This is a genomic window from Polaromonas sp. SP1 (assembly GCF_003711205.1).
Lineage (GTDB): Bacteria > Pseudomonadota > Gammaproteobacteria > Burkholderiales > Burkholderiaceae_C > Polaromonas.
This window is the reverse complement of sequence record NZ_CP031013.1, coordinates 465293-482274: the sequence shown is the minus strand read 5'-3', so window position 1 is coordinate 482274 and position 16982 is coordinate 465293. Positions and strand designations below refer to the sequence as shown.

At 64.1% G+C, this 16982-nt stretch carries 19 protein-coding genes; 13 read left to right on the top strand and 6 right to left on the bottom strand.

The annotated features are described in order from the left end of the window. The first annotated feature begins 144 nt into the window (after positions 1 to 144). Both DT070_RS02310 and DT070_RS02305 read left to right on the top strand, forming a co-directional pair. Positions 145 to 1035, top strand: a complete 891-nt coding sequence (locus tag DT070_RS02310) for an adenylate/guanylate cyclase domain-containing protein (RefSeq protein WP_122953956.1) — start codon at positions 145 to 147, stop codon at positions 1033 to 1035. Positions 1036 to 1237: 202 nt separating this feature from the next. Next, positions 1238 to 3487, top strand: coding sequence for a serine/threonine-protein kinase (locus DT070_RS02305; protein ID WP_122953955.1), 2250 nt, complete (start codon positions 1238 to 1240; stop codon positions 3485 to 3487). Positions 3488 to 3590: 103 nt separating this feature from the next. On the opposite strand, the gene kefC is transcribed toward DT070_RS02305, so the two are convergent. Both kefC and DT070_RS02295 read right to left on the bottom strand, forming a co-directional pair. Beyond that, the gene (gene kefC / locus DT070_RS02300; RefSeq protein WP_122953954.1) at positions 3591 to 5417 is read right to left on the bottom strand and encodes a glutathione-regulated potassium-efflux system protein KefC; all 1827 of its coding nucleotides are present in this window, start codon (positions 5415 to 5417) and stop codon (positions 3591 to 3593) included. Next, positions 5417 to 6130 (bottom strand): NAD(P)H-dependent oxidoreductase, encoded by a 714-nt coding sequence (locus DT070_RS02295; protein ID WP_122953953.1) that lies wholly within the window; start codon positions 6128 to 6130, stop codon positions 5417 to 5419. The genes kefC and DT070_RS02295 overlap by 1 nt, the downstream gene beginning before the upstream one ends. A 66-nt stretch (positions 6131 to 6196) precedes the next feature. On the opposite strand from DT070_RS02295, the gene DT070_RS02290 reads away from it, so the two are divergent. Both DT070_RS02290 and DT070_RS02285 read left to right on the top strand, forming a co-directional pair. Next, positions 6197 to 6814, top strand: a complete 618-nt coding sequence (locus tag DT070_RS02290) for a ParA family protein (RefSeq protein ID WP_122953952.1) — start codon at positions 6197 to 6199, stop codon at positions 6812 to 6814. A gap of 63 nt (positions 6815 to 6877) precedes the next feature. After that, complete coding sequence (locus DT070_RS02285) at positions 6878 to 7333, top strand: MaoC family dehydratase (RefSeq protein ID WP_122953951.1); 456 nt, start codon at positions 6878 to 6880, stop codon at positions 7331 to 7333. Between the two features lie 29 nt (positions 7334 to 7362). On the opposite strand, the gene DT070_RS02280 is transcribed toward DT070_RS02285, so the two are convergent. The 3 genes from DT070_RS02280 to DT070_RS02270 form a co-directional block, all read right to left on the bottom strand. Further along, positions 7363 to 7686 carry a hypothetical protein gene (locus tag DT070_RS02280; RefSeq protein WP_153976295.1) on the bottom strand — a complete coding sequence of 108 codons (324 nt, stop codon included), beginning with the start codon at positions 7684 to 7686 and terminating at the stop codon, positions 7363 to 7365. Between the two features lie 188 nt (positions 7687 to 7874). Next, entirely contained in the window at positions 7875 to 8351 is a 477-nt protein-coding gene (gene trmL, locus DT070_RS02275; RefSeq protein ID WP_122953949.1) for a tRNA (uridine(34)/cytosine(34)/5-carboxymethylaminomethyluridine(34)-2'-O)-methyltransferase TrmL, read from the bottom strand. 29 nt (positions 8352 to 8380) lie between these two features. Continuing rightward, positions 8381 to 9169 (bottom strand): ComF family protein, encoded by a 789-nt coding sequence (locus DT070_RS02270; protein ID WP_228778597.1) that lies wholly within the window; start codon positions 9167 to 9169, stop codon positions 8381 to 8383. Between the two features lie 68 nt (positions 9170 to 9237). Between DT070_RS02270 and DT070_RS02265 the strand changes: the two genes are divergently transcribed. From DT070_RS02265 to DT070_RS02235, 8 genes are all read left to right on the top strand, one after another. After that, positions 9238 to 10143, top strand: coding sequence for a biotin synthase (locus DT070_RS02265; protein WP_122953948.1), 906 nt, complete (start codon positions 9238 to 9240; stop codon positions 10141 to 10143). Between the two features lie 174 nt (positions 10144 to 10317). Then, complete coding sequence (locus DT070_RS02260; RefSeq protein WP_369973912.1) at positions 10318 to 10818, top strand: DUF2244 domain-containing protein; 501 nt, start codon at positions 10318 to 10320, stop codon at positions 10816 to 10818. Positions 10819 to 10964: 146 nt separating this feature from the next. Beyond that, positions 10965 to 12140, top strand: a complete 1176-nt coding sequence (coxB, locus tag DT070_RS02255) for a cytochrome c oxidase subunit II (protein ID WP_122957205.1) — start codon at positions 10965 to 10967, stop codon at positions 12138 to 12140. 90 nt (positions 12141 to 12230) lie between these two features. Continuing rightward, positions 12231 to 13865 carry a cytochrome c oxidase subunit I gene (ctaD, locus tag DT070_RS02250; RefSeq protein WP_122953947.1) on the top strand — a complete coding sequence of 545 codons (1635 nt, stop codon included), beginning with the start codon at positions 12231 to 12233 and terminating at the stop codon, positions 13863 to 13865. 23 nt (positions 13866 to 13888) lie between these two features. Next, the gene (locus DT070_RS21530) at positions 13889 to 13999 is read left to right on the top strand and encodes a cytochrome oxidase small assembly protein (RefSeq protein WP_228778598.1); all 111 of its coding nucleotides are present in this window, start codon (positions 13889 to 13891) and stop codon (positions 13997 to 13999) included. Positions 14000 to 14039: 40 nt separating this feature from the next. Beyond that, positions 14040 to 14651 (top strand): cytochrome c oxidase assembly protein, encoded by a 612-nt coding sequence (locus DT070_RS02245; RefSeq protein WP_122953946.1) that lies wholly within the window; start codon positions 14040 to 14042, stop codon positions 14649 to 14651. Next, the gene (locus DT070_RS02240; protein ID WP_122953945.1) at positions 14648 to 14857 is read left to right on the top strand and encodes a DUF2970 domain-containing protein; all 210 of its coding nucleotides are present in this window, start codon (positions 14648 to 14650) and stop codon (positions 14855 to 14857) included. The genes DT070_RS02245 and DT070_RS02240 overlap by 4 nt, the downstream gene beginning before the upstream one ends. Positions 14858 to 14931: 74 nt before the next feature. Further along, complete coding sequence (locus DT070_RS02235; protein WP_122953944.1) at positions 14932 to 15849, top strand: cytochrome c oxidase subunit 3; 918 nt, start codon at positions 14932 to 14934, stop codon at positions 15847 to 15849. Between the two features lie 81 nt (positions 15850 to 15930). On the opposite strand, the gene DT070_RS02230 is transcribed toward DT070_RS02235, so the two are convergent. Beyond that, positions 15931 to 16164: a twin transmembrane helix small protein gene (locus DT070_RS02230; RefSeq protein ID WP_122953943.1), complete on the bottom strand. Its 234-nt coding sequence runs from the start codon at positions 16162 to 16164 to the stop codon at positions 15931 to 15933. 18 nt (positions 16165 to 16182) lie between these two features. On the opposite strand from DT070_RS02230, the gene DT070_RS02225 reads away from it, so the two are divergent. Next, a complete protein-coding gene (locus DT070_RS02225) occupies positions 16183 to 16938 on the top strand; it encodes an SURF1 family protein (RefSeq protein ID WP_122953942.1) in 756 nt (251 codons plus the stop codon). Positions 16939 to 16982 lie beyond the last annotated feature (44 nt).

Below are 16982 nucleotides of genomic sequence, written 5' to 3'. Positions count from 1 at the left end.
ATTGCCGGCGCCGTCCAGCACGGCCCCATGGCCGGCCCGGGATTGGGCCGGCACCCGGATTTCTACCCGCCTTCGTTTTGCGAATTTCTGTGAGAATTGTGGGCATGAGAACAATATGCTTACAACGCGGTTGACCTCCCTTTCATGACCACCGTTGTTTTCGCCGATCTTGTGGGCAGCACCAGCATGTTTGAACGGCTGGGCGATGAGACCGCGTCGCGTTTTGTGACGCAGCTCATCGGCGTGCTCAGCCAGGTCTTCGAGCAGCACCAGGGCCGGGTCGTCAAGCTGCTGGGCGACGGCCTCTTTGTGGTCTTTCCCAACGAGGGCGATGCGCTCTCGGCGTGTATCAGCATCCAGAAACGCCTCCAGGACAACCCCATCAAGCCCGGCGGCACCGGCGCGCCGGTGCAGATGCAGATGGGCATCGAGTCGGGCGAAGTCGTCGAGATCGACGGCGACTGCTTCGGCGACACCGTCAATTCCGCCGCCCGCCTGGCAGACCTGGCCGGCGCGGCGCAAATCCTCACCACCGAAAACGTCTGGGCCGCGTTGTTGCCGGCACAAAAAAATTCGCTGCGCAGCATGGGCCCCATGTACCTGCGGGGCCGGGCCGGCGCCAGCCATGTGTACCGGGTCGAATGGCTGGCCGGCCGCGATGAAGACGCCACCATGGCCGGGCGCTCCATGTTTGCCTCGCCCAGCCAGGCTTTCCTGGAGCTCACGTTCTCGGGCCAGACCGTGCGGCTGGACGCCAAGAGCAGCAAGCTCGCGCTGGGCCGCGCGGCCGACGCCGCCCTCACGCTGAACGACCCGCGCGTGTCGCGCATGCACGCCACGCTGGAATGGCGCGGCGGGCATTTTGTGCTGACCGACGCCTCCAGCTACGGCACCTGGGTCTACCTGGGCAACCAGAGCGAAGCTGTGGTGCTGCGCCGCACCGAGTGCTACCTGGTCGGCAGCGGCCACATCGTGCCGGGCTGCGACCGCGCCGACGACAACGCGCCGCTGATCGCGTTTTCCATCAGCAACTGACGGCGGGGCCGCCGGGCAGGCCGCAGCAGCGGCCGCGCACCGGAAAAAGTAACGGCTTTCACGGGTTTTGCCCTCCGGCGTTGCAAGCTAGAATCGTTTTTTGTTTCAAGACGTAGCCGGGCTCCCCGCACGGCCCGCAGGCCATCCCGCCTTTCCTGCCCCTTTCGCCCATCCTGCCCATTTCGCCCAATTCCATCTCCCCATGAGTCTCAAGAAGCTTGGCCGATACGATCTCATCCGCGTGCTCGGCAAGGGCGCGATGGGGCTGGTGTACGAGGGGCGCGATCCCAACCTCGACCGGCGCGTGGCGATCAAGACCATCAAGGTGGAGAACCTGTCGGAAGAGGCAGCGGCCGAATACGAGGTGCGCTTTCGCACCGAGGCCCGCTCGGCGGCGCGCCTGCAGCACCCGCACATCGTCAGCGTGTACGACTCCGACCGCGACGGCGACATCGCTTTCCTGGTCATGGAATTCATCGCCGGCGACGACCTCAAGCACCACCTCGACAAGGGCGATCTCTATACGCTGGAGCAAACGCTGGGCATCATGGGCGACCTGCTCTCGGCGCTCGATTACGCGCACCGCCAGAGCATCGTGCACCGCGACATCAAGCCGGCCAACCTGCTGATCGAGACCACCGGCCGCGTCAAGCTGACCGACTTCGGCGTGGCGCGCATCCAGGATTCGGGCGAGGCCACCCGCACGCAGGGCTCAATGGTGGGCACGCTCAAATACATGTCGCCCGAGCAGGTGCAGGGCCGCCCGATCGACGCCCGCGCCGACCTGTTTGCCGCCGGCATCGTGCTGTACCAGCTGCTCACCGGCAAGCGGCCGTTTGACGGCGACACCGATTTCGCCACCATCCAGCAGATCGTCGGCCACACGCCCGCCGCGCCCAGCTCGTTCAACCCCAAGCTGCCGCCCGCGATCGACGCGGTGGTGGCCCGGGCGCTGGCCAAATCGCGCGACCAGCGCTACGCCAGCGCACAGGACTTCCTCGCGGCGCTGCAGGCCGCGGCGCGCGAAGCCTCCGACACCACCGTGCTGCCGCCGGCCGTCAAACCCGGGCCGGGCAGCAACTCGACCTGGACGTCCACCATGCTGGCCGGTGAAGCGCTGGTGGACCAGCCTTCGGGCACCAGCGCCAACATCTCGGTCGTGACGCAAGAGCTCGAGCTCGTCTACTGGAAAGACATCAAGGAATCCATGGATGTGGAAGACATCCAGGGTTTTCTGGCCAAGTTTCCCTCCGGCATTTATGCCGACCTGGCCCGCCGGCGCCTGAAAAAAATGGGTGCCTCCGGCGGGGAAGATTCCGACATCGGGTCGCGCCTGGGCACGGGGACGCTGGTCGTGCCGCGCCCGGCAAGCCAGGCGCCCGCAGCCGGCGGCACCACCGGTACCACTGGGACGACGGCCGACGACGCCTGGAAAGCGCTTGAAGCCGCCGCGGCGCAAGCGCCTGTGGCGCCTTACGTGCCGCCGGTGCCCGCCGCAGACGACCCGGACGCCACGCGACTGGGTGCGCCTTTGCCTGCCGTGGCGGTGAAGCCGGAGCCGAAACCCGAACCGAAACCCGCCGCCGCCGACGAAGCCTCCGAATGGCCGGAAACCGTTTTTTCCGATGCTGCCCTCATGCCCGCCGAGCCTGAGGCTAAACCCGCCGCCGCCAAACCCGCCGCAGTGGCGGCCGCGGTAGCCGATGGCACGGTGGGCAGGTCTGCCAGGGCAGACAAATCGGACAAATCAGCCAAGGCCGCCAGGCCGGTGAAGGTAGCGGACGCCGCAGCGGCAAAAAATGCCCGGCCCGACAGTTCGGCCAAGACCGGCACCAGCGCGGAAAAAACCGCCAAGACCGAAAAGGCCGCCAAAACTGAAAAGACCCCCGCGCCGCGTTTTGTGATGTGGGGCGTGGCGGGTGTTGTGGCGCTGGCCTGCATTGGCTTCGGTTTCAAGGCATTGCGGGGCGCCGGTGCGCCGCAAGCGCCGGCTGCCCTGCAGGCCGAAGCTGCTGCCGATACCGCGGCGGCGCCTTCCGCTGCGCCTGCGGCTCCTGCGCCTGCTGTGCAGGCTGCGCAAGCCCAGCCGGCCGCGCCGGCGGCTTCACAGGCAGCTGCGCCGCTGTCGCCTGCCTCTAAAGCGGCCGCAGCGCTTGTCGTCGCCAACCGCAAAGCCGCCCTCGAGAAAGAGCGCCTGGCCAAACAGGGTGCGCAAACCAAGGGCAACACCGCAGCGCCTGCCGCCGCGGCAGCGGCCGAACACGCCGCCGCGCCGGCAGCGGCTGCTGCCCCCGCAGGCCCGCGGCAGGCCTGCGAAGGGCGGATGCTGATCGGCATGCAGATCTGCCTGCAGGAGCAATGCGCCAGGCCGGTGTTCACCAACCACCCGGTGTGCGTCGAACGCCGCGCGATGGAACAGCGGCGGCGCGAAGCCGAGCAGTTCAGCCGGTAAGTCCATCGCCGGCGGGATCATCGCCAGGGCAGCAAGGGTGCTATAAAAAATATAGCTAACTGTCCAATACTGGAGATGGCTGCAGCCTCTTTTTGCTTAAATCCTAGTCATGCCAGCCGGTCGGCCGGCGCTGGGCTTGCTGCTGGCGTTCCTGGGCCAGTTGCTCCTCAAGCTGCAAGCGCCCTTGCGTGGCCACGGCGATGACTTTGGTGCGGTCCTTGCGGTGCGGGTACATGCGCTCGAACAGGTCCAGGTTGTGCTGGCGAAAGCGCATGGCGGCCTGGCGAGCTTCGTGCGGGGGCTGGCCCAGCAGTTCCAGCACCGTGCGGGCGCTGCGCAGGCTGGACTCGAACACCTCGCGTTCCACCCGCATCACACCGCGGTCGCGCAGCGCATTCCAGTGCGTCACGTCGCGTGCGCGGGCAACGATTTCCATTTGCGGAAAATGCTCGCGCGCCAGGTCCACGATCTTGAGCGACTGCTCCATGTCGTCGACCGACAGCACCAGGATTTTGGCGGTCGCGGCGCCGGCGGTGCGCAGCAGGTCCAGCCGGGTCGCGTCGCCGTAAAACACGCGGTAGCCGAAGGCGCGCACGGTCTCCACCATCTCGGCGTCGTGGTCCAGCACCGTGGCCGGGATGCCCTGGGCCAGCAGCATGCGGCCGATGATCTGGCCGTAGCGGCCGAAGCCGGCAATGATGATGGGCGCCTGCTGCTGCTCGGAGATTTCCTCGAGCTGCGGCGTGTCGCAGTCGGCCCAGCGCGGCAGCAAAATCTTGTCGACGGCCACCAGCAACAGCGGGCTGAGCAGCATGGACAGCGCCACCGCGCCTATCAGCAACGAGGCGGTTTCCGCAGAAAAGACTTTGGCGCCGGCGGCGGCCTGGAAGACGACGAAGGCGAACTCGCCGCCCTGCGCCAGCAGCACCGCGAACACCGGGCGCTCCTGGAAGGGCAGCTTCATGAGCCAGGCCAGGCCGTAAATCACCACCAGCTTGAGCCCCAGGAAACCGAACAAAATGGCGGCCATCAGGCCGGGCGACTTCAGCAGCACACCGAAGTCGATGCTCATGCCCACGGCGATAAAAAAGAGGCCCAGCAGCAGGCCCTTGAAGGGCTCGATGTCGGTTTCGAGCTCGCGCCGGTATTCGCTTTCAGCCAGCAGCACGCCGGCCAGAAAGGCGCCCAGCGCCATCGACAGGCCCACGAACTGCATCAGCGCCGCGATGCTCACCACCAGCAGCAGCGAGGCGGCCGTGAAGATTTCGGGCGTGCCGCTGTTGGCGATCCAGCGCAGCAGCGGGCGCAGCAACAGGCGCCCGCCGAGGATGATGGCGGCGATGGCTGCTACGATTTTGAGAGCTTCAAGCCCAGTATTGGTGTGGGCTGCAGCCTCATTTGACCCAGACATGGCGCCCAGCAGTGGCAGCAGGGCCAGAATCGGGATGGCCGCCACGTCCTGGAACAGCAGGATGGAAAACCCGGCCTGGCCGCTGGACGTGGGCATCAGGTGGCGCTCACCGATGGCCTGCAGCGCAATCGCGGTGGACGACAGCGCCAGGCCCAGGCCGGCTACCAGCGCGATTTGCCAGCTCACGCCGAACACCATGGCCACGCCGGTCAGCAAAATCGCGCAGCCCAGCACCTGCGCGCTGCCCCAGCCGAAGATGGGCCGGCGCAAATTCCACAGCCGCTTGGGTTCGAGCTCCAGGCCGACGAGAAATAGCATCAGCACCACGCCGAATTCGGCAAAGTGAAGAATGTCCTGCACATTGGTGACCAGGCCCAGGCCCCAGGGGCCGATGGCGATGCCGGCGGCGAGGTAGCCGATGATGGAGCCGAGGCCGAGTTTTTTGGCCAGGGGCACGGCGATGACTGCCGCGGCCAGATAGATAAGGCTGTTGGTCAGCCAGGCAGGCGCATGTTCCATCACGAAGCCCTCGCGGCATTGGCGCCGGCGGTGTCTTCAGGCGACGCCACAGACCTGTCTCGCATCGGCACCACGCAGGCGGCGCATTGCTCCAGGTCTTCCAGCTCGGGCCAGTCGGGGTAAGTCTGCAGGCGCTGCCGGAAGGTTTCGACGTGGCTCACAACAGTCTGGCGGTCCACGGTATGGGCGCCGTGCAGCACCAGCGGCGGCAAAAAGCGCATGCCGCACAGGGCCGCCGTCTGCTCGTAAGGCGGCAAAAAGGCGTCAAAAAAATAGCGGTTGTAGCCCTGCGGGTGGTAAGACTCTTCGGGCCCGCCGGTGGTGGCCACCAGCCACAGGTCCTTGCCCTCCAGGGCCCGGCCCTTGCCGGCTTCTTCGTTGCCGTCTCCCTCGCCGTAAGCCCAGCCGTAGGTGAGCACATCGTCCAGCCAGAGCTTTTGCAGCGGCGGCATCGAGTACCACTGGATGGGGTGCACCAGCACCACCAGCCCGGCGCGCTCCATGGCGGCCTGCTCCCGGGGCACGTCGATGGCGTAGTCGGGGTAGCTGGAGTAAAGGTCTTGCACCAGCACGCGCGGCAAGGCCTTCGCCGCCTCCATCAGGGGCCGGTTGACCCGCGATTCGCGCCACGCTGGATGGGCGGCAATGACATAAATGTCAGGGTTTGCCGTATCGTCTGTGGTCTTATGAGTGGTTGTGAGAAGGGTGTCCATGCCGTTACCATAGCGGAAAAGCAAGAGCAAGATCAGGGCCTTCCCCTGAACAATGAGGAGATTCGCATGCCCGTGGTTGTGATCGCCAATCCGAAGGGGGGCGTCGGCAAGACGACGCTGGCCACCAATGTTGCCGGCTACTTCGCCAGCCAGGGCCATTCGGTCATGCTGGGAGACGCCGACCGGCAGCAGTCCTCACGGCTGTGGCTGGGCCTGCGCCCGCCGGCCGCCCGCCCCATCGCCACCTGGGATGTGAACGCCGACCTCATCGTCAAACCGCCCAAGGGCACGACCCACGTGGTGCTCGACACGCCCGGCGGCCTGCACGGCTGGCGCTTTAACGACGTGCTGAAGCTGGCCGACAAGGTCATCGTGCCGCTGCAGCCCAGCGTCTTTGATATCTTTGCCACCCGCACCTTTTTGGACCAGCTGGCCGAGCACAAGCATGCCGGCAAGATGCAGGTCGGCATTGTCGGGATGCGCGTGGATTCACGCACGATTGCCGCCGACAAGCTGCGCGGTTTCGTCGAAGGCCTGGGCCTGCCGGTGCTGGGCTACCTGCGCGACACGCAAAACTACATCCACCTGGCGGCCCGCGGCCTGACGGTGTTTGACGTGGCGCCCAGCCGGGTCGAAAAAGACATGGAGCAGTGGCAGGGCATCTGCAAGTGGCTGGACCGCTGAGCGCTGCAAGGTCTTGTCGCTGAGCCGACAAGCCCGGCGGGGGTGTGCCGCTACAGTGGCGCCATGAAAACCTTTGCCACCCTGGCCGACCTGGCCGCCTGCACCGGGCAGGAAGTCGCCGTCAGCGACTGGATCACCATCTCCCAGCAACAAGTCAACCTGTTTGCCGAGGCCACAGGCGACCACCAATGGATCCATGTGGATGTCGAAAAGGCAAACGCCGGGCCGTTTGGCGGGCCGATCGCGCATGGCTTTTTGACGCTGTCGCTGCTGCCGCGCTTCTTTGAATCGTCCTTTGAGATCACCGGCTCGCGCATGGGCGTGAACTACGGGCTGAACAAGGTGCGCTTCACGGCGCCGGTGCCGGTGGGCAGCCGCCTGCGCGGGCGCATGAAATTGCTGGCGGTGGAGGCGATCGCCGGTGACGGGATGCAGATGAGCTGGGAAGTGACGGTAGAGCGCGAGGGCTCGGCCAAACCGGTGTGCGTGGCCGAATCGCTGGTGCGGCGCTACCCCTGAGTTGACCTGAAGGGGCCAGGCGCGCAGGTTTAGATGCGCGTGAGCTGGCCGGCCGGCAGCCAGCCCTCAAAAACCTCGATCAGGCTGTTGATGCGCTCGGCCGCTTCGGCCTGGGTGTGGGTCTGGGCGATGCACTGGTGCAGGTCGCTGCGCAGCAGCCACAACTCCGAAGGCGTGTGCGCCACATTGATTTTGTAGAGGACGCGCTGCGAGCGCATGTCCTTGCAGTCGTGCAGCAGGGCCTGCAGGCTTTCCCGGATCTGCTCAAGGGGCAAACGGCTGGCCGTGGCGCGGCCCGAGTCGGAGAAAGCGGGTGCTTTGATGCCGAAGAGGCGCTGGATAACCATGTTCACGAAGACTCCTGCCAGTCTTGTGAACTGGGACTATGGAAAGGGATACGCGGGAAGGGCGGAAGGTAGGAAAGTGGAAAGCGGCCGGGGTATCGGCATCCACAGACCTGAAGCTTTAGGCTTGAAGTATCGAATTATAGGGTTTTCACCTAGATTCTGGCAAGGGGAATCCAACGGATGCCCGACAGAGGTCAGGAAGGTGTTGCGCCGCTGAAACCGTTTTGCCGCCAGGCTTCAAACACCGTGACGGCCACGGTGTTGGAGAGGTTGAGGCTGCGTTGGCCGGCCTGCATGGGCACCCTCAGGCGCTGGCCGGGCGCGAAGGATTCGCGCAGCTCCGGCGCCAGGCCGCGGGTTTCGGCGCCAAACACCAGCCAGTCGCCAGGCTGGAAGCGCATGGCGTAGACACTGCCCGAGCCATGCGTGGTCATGGCAAAAAGCCGCTCCGGGGGTGGTTGCTCACTTTCCAGAAACGCTTGCCAGCTGGCGTGCCGCAACACCTTTGCGTATTCGTGATAGTCCAGGCCGGCGCGCCGCATGTGTTTGTCGTCCATCGAAAAGCCCAGCGGCTCCACCAGGTGCAGACGGCAGCCGGTGTTGGCCGCCAGCCGGATGACGTTGCCGGTGTTGGGCGGGATTTCGGGTTCGACGAGGACGATATTGAACATGCGCAGAGCGGTAAGGCGGAGCCGGCATTCTAGGCGGGGGCTGTTCTGGCGAGGATGACGGCCGTGACGTGCGCAGCGCCCGCCTCCCGCAAAACCTGAGCCGCTGTATAGATAGAAGCGCCGCTGGTCATCACGTCGTCGACCAGGACGATGCGCCGGCCCTGCAGCTGCGCCGCGCGCAGCGGATCGACCTGGAAGACGCCTTTCACATTGGCCAGCCGCTCCTTGCGCTTGAGCTGGCTTTGCGGGCGGGTGTGCCGCACGCGCAGCAGCAGCCCCGCGTCGGTTCGGGCCTGCGTGCGCGTTTGCCGCGCCAGCTCGGCGCAGAGCTCCCAAGCCTGGTTGAAGCCCCGCGTCTGCAGGCGATGCGTGGCCAGGGGCATGGGCAGCACCCAGTCCTGCGGGCGCAGGTCGGCAAACACCTGGGCGGCGCCGGGCGACTGGAGCAGCAGGCCGGCAAAAAAGCCGGCCCAGCCGTGTTGGCCGCCGAATTTATAGCCCGCAATCAAGGTAGACCACGGGTAGGCGTAGTCGACGCCGGCGACGGCGCAGTCCAGCGGCGGCGGCTGGACGGCGCAGGCGCCGCACAGCGGCGGGCCCGTCCGCAGGCCCATCGACAGATCGGCGGGCAGGGCGAGGGCACAACGGCCGCAGCGTGGCGCAGGCGAGGCGAAACGGGCCACGCAAGGCCCGCACACCGGATGCGCGGGCCAGCTGCGGCAGACGGCGCATTCGCTGGAAAATTCCGGGCGAAGGCGGGCAAGAAGGCCGGGCAGGCGGGACGGTAATGCGGCGGGCGCAAGCAGGCGTGTGAACACCGTGTCAATATACTCGCGTACTTTTTAGTGCTCCCCGTACTTTTCAGCGAACCGCACCGTCTTCTTTCATGACCACTCCCCACCAGCGCCCGCCCACGCTAGACCCGCTTGCCGTGAGCCGCTGGGAGCGCACCGCACCGCTGTCGTCGCCCTGGCTTCATGAAGAAGTGGCGCGCCGCATGATGGACCGGCTGCAGTGGATCAAACTGCAGCCCGCCTCATGGATTCATTGGGGCGCGCTGCGCGGGGGGCTGCAGGCGCATGCGCGGCTCACCGGCCTTTATCCCGATTCAACATGTTTTGTGCTTGAAGCCCAGGCGCAGCGTAGGCAGGCTGCTATCAAAAAGATAGTAAAGCCCTGGTGGTACCCCGGCCGGTGGACGGCGCCTGCCGTGCGCTTTGAGGCGCCTGCGCCCGGCAGCGCCGACATGCTGTGGGCCAACATGGCGCTGCATGAGTCGGCCGACCCGCAGGCCCTGCTGGCGCAGTGGCACCAGGCGCTCAAGGTCAACGGCTTTGTGATGTTTTCATCCCTGGGCCCCGACACGGCCAAAGAGCTGCGCGAGGTGTATGCGCAACTCGGCTGGCCGCCCGCGAGCCACGAGCTGACCGACATGCACGACTGGGGCGACATGCTGGTGCAAACCGGCTTTGCCGAGCCGGTGATGGACATGGAACGCATCACCCTGACCTACACCACGCCGGCGCGGCTCTTGCAGGACCTGGCGGAGCTGGGCCGCAATTTCCACCCGGCGCGCTTTCCCGCGTTGCGCGGCAGGGCCTGGAAGGCAAAACTCGAAGATGCGCTGGCCCGCCACCTCATCAAGGGCGATGACGGAAGGCTGTCGCTCACTTTCGAAGTCATCTACGGGCACGCGCTGAAGGCGCCGCCCAAAATCAAGGTCAGTGCGCTCAGCGCCGTGTCGGTGGACGACATGCGCAGCATGCTTCAAGGCCAGCGGCCGCCTGCCTGACGAACATGTGTTGCGCGGGCGCTCATCCGCATGCGGCAATCACCCTTCAAGGGGGCTTTTCAGGGGGCCGCCAAGGTAAACCCGGCTACAATTCAAAGCTGAATTTTGGGTATGTTCCCAAGCCTCATGCGGCCAATGCCCGGCATTGACCGCAGTTTTTTTGAGGGTTGCCACATGCTGCAGCCAATACCAGCGTTTCGTTTTGCCACCATGCCCGCGCAGGGCGCTCACAGCCATGATGCTGTGCTGTGGCTTCTCAAGCGTCACTGCTCACTCACACCGGCACAGCTGGGGTGGTTGTATGTGTCGCTGTGCGGCGTCTCGCTGGGCATTGCGGCATTTTTCTGGGTACAGGGCGCCACCATGGTGATGCCCTTTGCCTGGATCGAGCTGGTGGCGGTGGGAGCGGCCTTTGTGGTGTACGCCCGGCATGCGGGAGACGGTGAAAAAATCGTCCTCGAAGGCGGGCAACTGGTGGTGGAACTGGAGACGGCAGGGCGCACGGAGCGTGCTGAATTCAATCGCGAATGGGTGAGGATTGAGCCCAGGGCAGAAGACGGTTCCTTGATTGAAGTGTCCGGCCAGGGCCGGTCGGTGCGGGTAGGGCGCCATGTGCGGCCGGAGCTCCGCCCGGCGCTGGCCCGCGAGCTCCGCATGGCGCTGCGCGGCGGCTGAGGGGGCCCTGAAAGTCTCGCGTCAGTTCAGGGGCGGCGGGACGCCTCGCCGCTAACTTTATAATCAGCAGGTTAATTTGGTCGGTAACGTCGGTAATTGAAGCAGAAAAAGTGATCACGATGAACGTAAGCAACACCATGAGCAAAATGACACGGCTTGGCATGCAGCACGCAGGCGCAATTCTGGTATCTGCGGCCGCCTGGGTCAGCACCGCCGCTTACGCCGTCAATGACCTGAAAGGCGGCCCCGCCGTCAATCAGCTGAATCTGCACCCCGCCGTCACCAAGATCGCCGAAGAGCAGCAATGGCTGCACTGGTTCATGATGGCGATTTGCCTCGTGATCTTCGTGGCCGTGTTCGGGGTGATGTTTTATTCCATCCTGAAGCACCGCAAGTCGGTGGGCCACAAATCCGCCAACTTCCACGAATCCACCGCCGTCGAAATCGCCTGGACCGTCGTTCCCTTCCTCATCGTGATCGCCATGGCCCTGCCGGCCACCAAGGTGCTGGTCGCCCAGAAGGACACCACCGCCGCCGACCTCACCATCAAAGCCACCGGCATCCAGTGGAAATGGGGCTACGACTACATCAAGGGTGAAGGCGAAGGCATCGGTTTTGTCTCCACGCTTGACAACACGCACCGCGAAATGTCCGACAACGGCGGCCCGAAAGCTGGCGAAGCCCCCGACAACTACCTGCTGAAGGTCGACAACCCGATGGTTGTTCCCGTCAACAAGAAAATCCGCATCATCACCACCGCCAACGACGTGATCCACGCCTTCGCCGTGCCGGCCTTCGGCATCAAGCAGGATGCGATCCCCGGTTTTGTGCGCGACACCTGGTTCCGTGCCGAACAGGTCGGCGATTTCTACGGCCAGTGCCAGGAGCTTTGCGGCAAGGAGCATGCCTACATGCCCATCCACGTGAAAGTGGTGTCCGCCGCCGACTACACCGCCTGGGTGGCCCTGAAGGTCAAGGAGGCTGCCGCCAAGGCGGATGATCCTTCCAAGGTCTGGACGCTGGTCGACCTGAAGGCCCGCGGCGAAAAAGTCTATGCCGCCAATTGCGCCGCCTGCCACCAGGCCAACGGCAAGGGCGCCGGCCCGATCAAGCCACTCGACGGTTCGGCCATCGTGCTGGATGCCGACCACAAGAAACAGATCATGATTTTGCTGAACGGCGCTGCCGGTGGTGCGATGCCCTCGTGGAAGGCACTGAGCGATACCGACCTCGCGGCCGTTGCCAGCTACACCAAGAACAACTGGTCCAACCAGACCGGACAGATCGTTCAGCCCGCCGAAGTTCAGGCTGCACGCAAGTAAGCACAGTCCGCCCACGACCGAATTCGCCGGCACGAGACGTGCCGGCCGCCAAGATAAAGCTACAGGCCAAAGCCACCAAAGGAAGCCAAGATGAGTGCAGTTCTAGACCATCACGACCACGCGCATGATGACCACCACGACCATGCCCCGACGGGCTGGCGCCGCTGGGTGTTCGCGACCAACCATAAAGACATCGGAACGCTTTACCTGCTGTTCAGTTTCTTCATGCTGATGTTCGGCGGCGTGCTGGCCTTGCTGATCCGCGCCGAGCTGTTCCAGCCCGGCCTGCAACTGGTCAACCCGGAGCTCTTCAACCAGCTCACCACCATGCACGGCCTGATCATGGTGTTCGGCGCCATCATGCCGGCGTTTGTGGGTTTCGCGAACTGGATGATCCCGCTGCAGATCGGCGCGGCCGACATGGCCTTCGCCCGCATGAACAACTTCAGCTTCTGGCTGATGATCCCTGCCGGCGCCATGCTGGTCGGTTCCTTCTTCATGCCCGGCGGCGCCCCTGCTGCGGGCTGGACGCTCTACGCGCCGCTCACGCTGCAAATGGGCCCGTCCATGGACGCCGGTATTTTTGCGATGCACATCCTGGGCGCTTCGTCCATCATGGGCTCGATCAACATCATCGTCACCATCCTCAACATGCGCGCCCCCGGCATGACGCTGATGAAGATGCCGATGTTCTGCTGGACCTGGCTGATCACCGCCTACCTGCTGATCGCCGTCATGCCCGTGCTGGCCGGCGCCATCACCATGACGCTGACGGACCGCCACTTCGGCACCAGCTTCTTCAACCCCGCCGGCGGCGGCGACCCGGTGATGTACCAGCACATCTTCTGGTTCTTCGGCCACCCCGAGGTTTACATCATGATCTTGCCGGCCTTCGGCATCATCAGCCAGATCATTCCCGCCTTCTCGCGCAAGCGCCTGTTCGGTTACGCCTCCATGGTGTACGCCACCGGCTCCATCGCCATCCTGAGCTTTGTGGTGTGGGCTCACCACATGTTCACCACCGGCATGCCGGTCACCGGCCAGCTGTTCTTCATGTATTCCACCATGCTGATCGCCGTGCCTACGGGCGTGAAGGTGTTCAACTGGATCGCCACGATGTGGCGCGGCTCCATGACCTTTGAGACCCCCATGCTGTTTGCGGTGGGCTTCATCTTCGTGTTCACCATCGGCGGCCTGACGGGCGTGATCCTCTCGGTCGCACCGATCGATACGCAACTGCAGGACACCTACTATGTGGTGGCGCACTTCCACTACGTTCTGGTGGCCGGTTCGCTCTACGCCCTGTTTGCCGGCTACTACTACTGGTCGCCCAAATGGACCGGCGTGATGTACAACGAAACCCGCGGCAAGATCCACTTCTGGTGGTCGCTGATTTCCTTCAACGTGACCTTCTTCCCGATGCACTTCCTGGGCCTGGCCGGCATGCCGCGCCGCTATGCCGACTACCCCATGCAATTCGCCGATTTCAACGCCGTGGCCAGCGTGGGCGCGTTCTTCTTCGGTTTTGCCCAGCTCTATTTCTTCCTGTTCATTGTGGTGCCAACGATGCGCGGCAAGGGCGCACCTGCCAAGCAGAACCCCTGGGTGGACGAAGGCGGCAAGGGCGCCGAAGGCCTTGAGTGGGAAGTTCCGTCTCCCGCGCCTTTCCACACCTACGAAACGCCGCCCAAGCTGGATGCTTCGGCAACCCGCGTGATCGGCTGATTGAGCAGAACCGGTAACGACACATGACACCCGAGCAAAAGAAAAGCAACCTGAAGCTGGCGCTGATACTCGCGTCGGTAGCGCTCGTCTTCTTCGCCGGCTTCATGGCCAAGATGATTTTCCTGGCCCGCTGAGCCGGCCCCAGCGACCCCAGGTAAAACCGGTACCAACGTGATGCGGCTCAAGCGCGAAAACTTCAACATGATGGGCAAGCTGGCCGTGATCGTGCTCGGCATGTTCTGCTTCGGTTATGCGCTGGTGCCCATCTACAAGGCGATTTGCGAGATGACCGGCATCAACGTGCTGGCCCTCGGCGACCAGCGCATTCCGGGCGCCACGGCGACCCTCCCCGCCAACACGCAGGTAGACCGCACGCGCACCATCACGGTGGAGTTTGATGCGAACTCGCGCGGACCCTGGCATTTCAAGCCCGCCCAGAACACGCTGCAGGTTCACCCGGGCGAGCTGGCCACGGTGATGTACGAATTCCAGAACGTGCAGGACCGGACCATGTCCGCCCAGGCCATTCCCAGCTATGCACCGGCACAGGCGGGCGCACATTTCAACAAGCTTGAATGCTTTTGCTTCAGCCAGTACACCCTGGCGCCCGGCGAGAAAAAGCAGTGGCCCGTGGCCTTCGTGATCGACCCCAAATTGTCGAAAGACGTGAGCACGATCACACTGTCCTACACCTTCTTTGAGGTCGGTGGCAAAACGCCGGCCGCGCCCGTCACGCCCAAGGCGACGACGGCCGCCGTACCCCCTGAAAAACAGGCAGGTGCATGAGCATGGCCGCAACGCCCGCCAAACCTTCCTTCTGGCGCACGGTCAAGGCCGTGGCCTGGTCTTTTGTGGGCCTGCGCGCGCGCGGCGACTACGAAGAAGACGTGAAAAGCTTGAACCCCCTCCACATCATCGTGGTCGGGCTGATTGCCGTGGTGGTGTTTGTCGCAACCCTGGTGTTGCTGGCGAAGTGGATGGTTGCGGGCTGAAGGCCGCATCCCGCAGCACCTCACGGTTGAGTTAAAGATTATTGGAAATTCGAGAGAAAAACAGGAGTCGAGCGATGTCATCAGCAGTCCACGGGTCAACCCCCCATTACTTTGTCCCCAGCCCATCGAGCCATCCGGTGATGGCGTCTATCGGCCTGTTTTTTGTCATCCTCGGCGCCAGCCAATGGATCAACGGCGCCCACTGGGGCATGTGGTCGCTGGCCTTCGGCATGGTGTGGTGGCTGGTCACGCTGTTCCGCTGGTTCAGCCAGTCCATCGCCGAAAGCGAAGGCGGCATGTACGGGCGCAAGATCGATTTGTCTTTCCGCTGGAGCATGAGCTGGTTCATTTTCTCGGAAGTGATGTTCTTCGGCGCCTTCTTCACCGCACTGTGGTGGGCGCGTTCGCACTCCCTGCCAACGCTGGGCAGCCTGGAAAACGCGCTGCTCTGGCCTGACTTCAAGGCCGCCTGGCCTACCATCGTGGCGGGCGCCACGACGTCTCCCGCAGACATCATCGAGCCCTTCACGGCCATGAAGCCGCTGGCAATCGGCGGCGGCATCTGGGCCAGCATCATGGGCTCTTTGCCCACCGTCAACACGGCGCTGCTGCTCACCTCCGGTGTCACCATCACCATCGCCCACCATGCCTTGATCGAAGGCAAGCGCGCCCGGACCATTGCCTTCATGTGGGCGACCGTCGCACTCGGCGTGATTTTCCTCTACGTGCAGGGCTATGAGTACTTCCATGCCTACACCGAGATGAACCTCAAGCTGTCGTCCGGCGTGTATGGCTCGACCTTCTTCCTGCTCACGGGTTTCCACGGTTTTCACGTTTTCGTCGGCATGCTGATGCTGCTGTTCATCACCCTGCGCCTGCAAAAGGGCCACTTCACCCCTGAAAAGCATTTCGGCTTTGAAGGCGCCGCCTGGTACTGGCACTTTGTGGACGTGGTGTGGCTGGGCCTGTACATCCTGGTGTACTGGTTGTAAGGGAACCAACTGCGGCTACGGCCGCTCAATCAAAGGCCGCTTGATGCGGCCTTTGTTATTTTTTCGTCACGAGAGTGGCGCTTATTTGCCAGCCGGGATGCCGGTGGGCTGGATGTAACCGAGCTTCCACGCGATCAGAATGCAGACAAACAGCAAGACCGAAAACCCGATACGGAACGCCAGTGCGCGCGCCATGTTGCCGGTTTTGCGTTTGCTGCCTTCTTCGTTGCCCTGGCCGCCCTTGAGCATGAAAAAAAGCGCTGAAGCCAGGCTGGCGAAGATGGCGATAAATGCCAATGCGATGAGGTACGTCATGAACAGGATTATCGGCTCATGACACGCGCTTTGCACTCCCCGCGCTTCTGGATACTCACGGTGGCCGCACTGCTGGTGGCCGGCACGACTTTTTCCCTGGGGCAGTGGCAGCTGCGCCGCGCCGCGCAAAAAGAAGCGCTGCAGGCAGCCGTCGACGCCAAAGGCCGGCTCCCCACGCTGGATGCGCGCTCGCTGCTGGCGGCCCCAAACATCACGGAAGACATCCACCGCCCCGCCACGCTCAAGGGCACCTGGCTGGCGGAGCACACGGTCTACCTCGACAACCGGCCTATGAGCGGCAAGACGGGCTTTGTGGTGGTGACGCCGCTGCGGCTTGAAGGCACGCCGCAGGCCATCCTGGTGCAGCGCGGCTGGGTGCCGCGCAATTTTGCCGACCGCACACGCCTGCCCGATGTCTCAACGCCTGCGGGCAGCGTCACGGTGGAAGGCCGCATTGCCCCGCCGCCTTCAAGGCTCTATGAGTTCGCAGGTCTTGAGGGTGGCCGGATACGGCAAAATCTCGACTTGCCCGCTTTCCGCAAGGAAACCGGCTTGCCCCTGCTGGAGGTCTCGCTGCTTCAGACCGGCGCGGCCAGCCAGGGTTTGCTGCGTGAATGGGCCGCGCCCAATCTGGGCGTGGACAAACATTACGGTTATGCCTTCCAGTGGTTCGGGCTTTGTGGCCTGGTGATCATTCTGTATGGCTGGTTTCAGCTGCTGCTTCCTCTTCGCGCCCATTTACGTAATCAAACACACGGCCCACAAAAGCCGTGACAACTGCCGTGACAAACGATACGCCTGACACCTCTTCAAGCCGC

Bases quoted from the DNA above. Each gene is read 5' to 3' on its own strand.
- DT070_RS02260 (WP_369973912.1), top strand. From the start codon at position 10,318: ATGCTGCAGCCAATACCAGCGTTTCGTTTTGCCACCATGCCCGCGCAG.
- DT070_RS02240 (WP_122953945.1), top strand. From the start codon at position 14,648: ATGAGCATGGCCGCAACGCCCGCCAAACCTTCCTTCTGGCGCACGGTC.
- DT070_RS02310 (WP_122953956.1), top strand. From the start codon at position 145: ATGACCACCGTTGTTTTCGCCGATCTTGTGGGCAGCACCAGCATGTTT.
- trmL (WP_122953949.1), bottom strand. From the start codon at position 8,351: ATGTTCAATATCGTCCTCGTCGAACCCGAAATCCCGCCCAACACCGGC.
- DT070_RS02305 (WP_122953955.1), top strand. From the start codon at position 1,238: ATGAGTCTCAAGAAGCTTGGCCGATACGATCTCATCCGCGTGCTCGGC.
- ctaD (WP_122953947.1), top strand. From the start codon at position 12,231: ATGAGTGCAGTTCTAGACCATCACGACCACGCGCATGATGACCACCAC.
- DT070_RS02225 (WP_122953942.1), top strand. From the start codon at position 16,183: ATGACACGCGCTTTGCACTCCCCGCGCTTCTGGATACTCACGGTGGCC.
- DT070_RS02290 (WP_122953952.1), top strand. From the start codon at position 6,197: ATGCCCGTGGTTGTGATCGCCAATCCGAAGGGGGGCGTCGGCAAGACG.
- DT070_RS02285 (WP_122953951.1), top strand. From the start codon at position 6,878: ATGAAAACCTTTGCCACCCTGGCCGACCTGGCCGCCTGCACCGGGCAG.
- DT070_RS02230 (WP_122953943.1), bottom strand. From the start codon at position 16,164: ATGACGTACCTCATCGCATTGGCATTTATCGCCATCTTCGCCAGCCTG.
- DT070_RS02295 (WP_122953953.1), bottom strand. From the start codon at position 6,130: ATGGACACCCTTCTCACAACCACTCATAAGACCACAGACGATACGGCA.
- DT070_RS21530 (WP_228778598.1), top strand. From the start codon at position 13,889: ATGACACCCGAGCAAAAGAAAAGCAACCTGAAGCTGGCGCTGATACTC.
- DT070_RS02265 (WP_122953948.1), top strand. From the start codon at position 9,238: ATGACCACTCCCCACCAGCGCCCGCCCACGCTAGACCCGCTTGCCGTG.
- kefC (WP_122953954.1), bottom strand. From the start codon at position 5,417: ATGGAACATGCGCCTGCCTGGCTGACCAACAGCCTTATCTATCTGGCC.
- DT070_RS02235 (WP_122953944.1), top strand. From the start codon at position 14,932: ATGTCATCAGCAGTCCACGGGTCAACCCCCCATTACTTTGTCCCCAGC.
- coxB (WP_122957205.1), top strand. From the start codon at position 10,965: ATGACACGGCTTGGCATGCAGCACGCAGGCGCAATTCTGGTATCTGCG.
- DT070_RS02245 (WP_122953946.1), top strand. From the start codon at position 14,040: ATGCGGCTCAAGCGCGAAAACTTCAACATGATGGGCAAGCTGGCCGTG.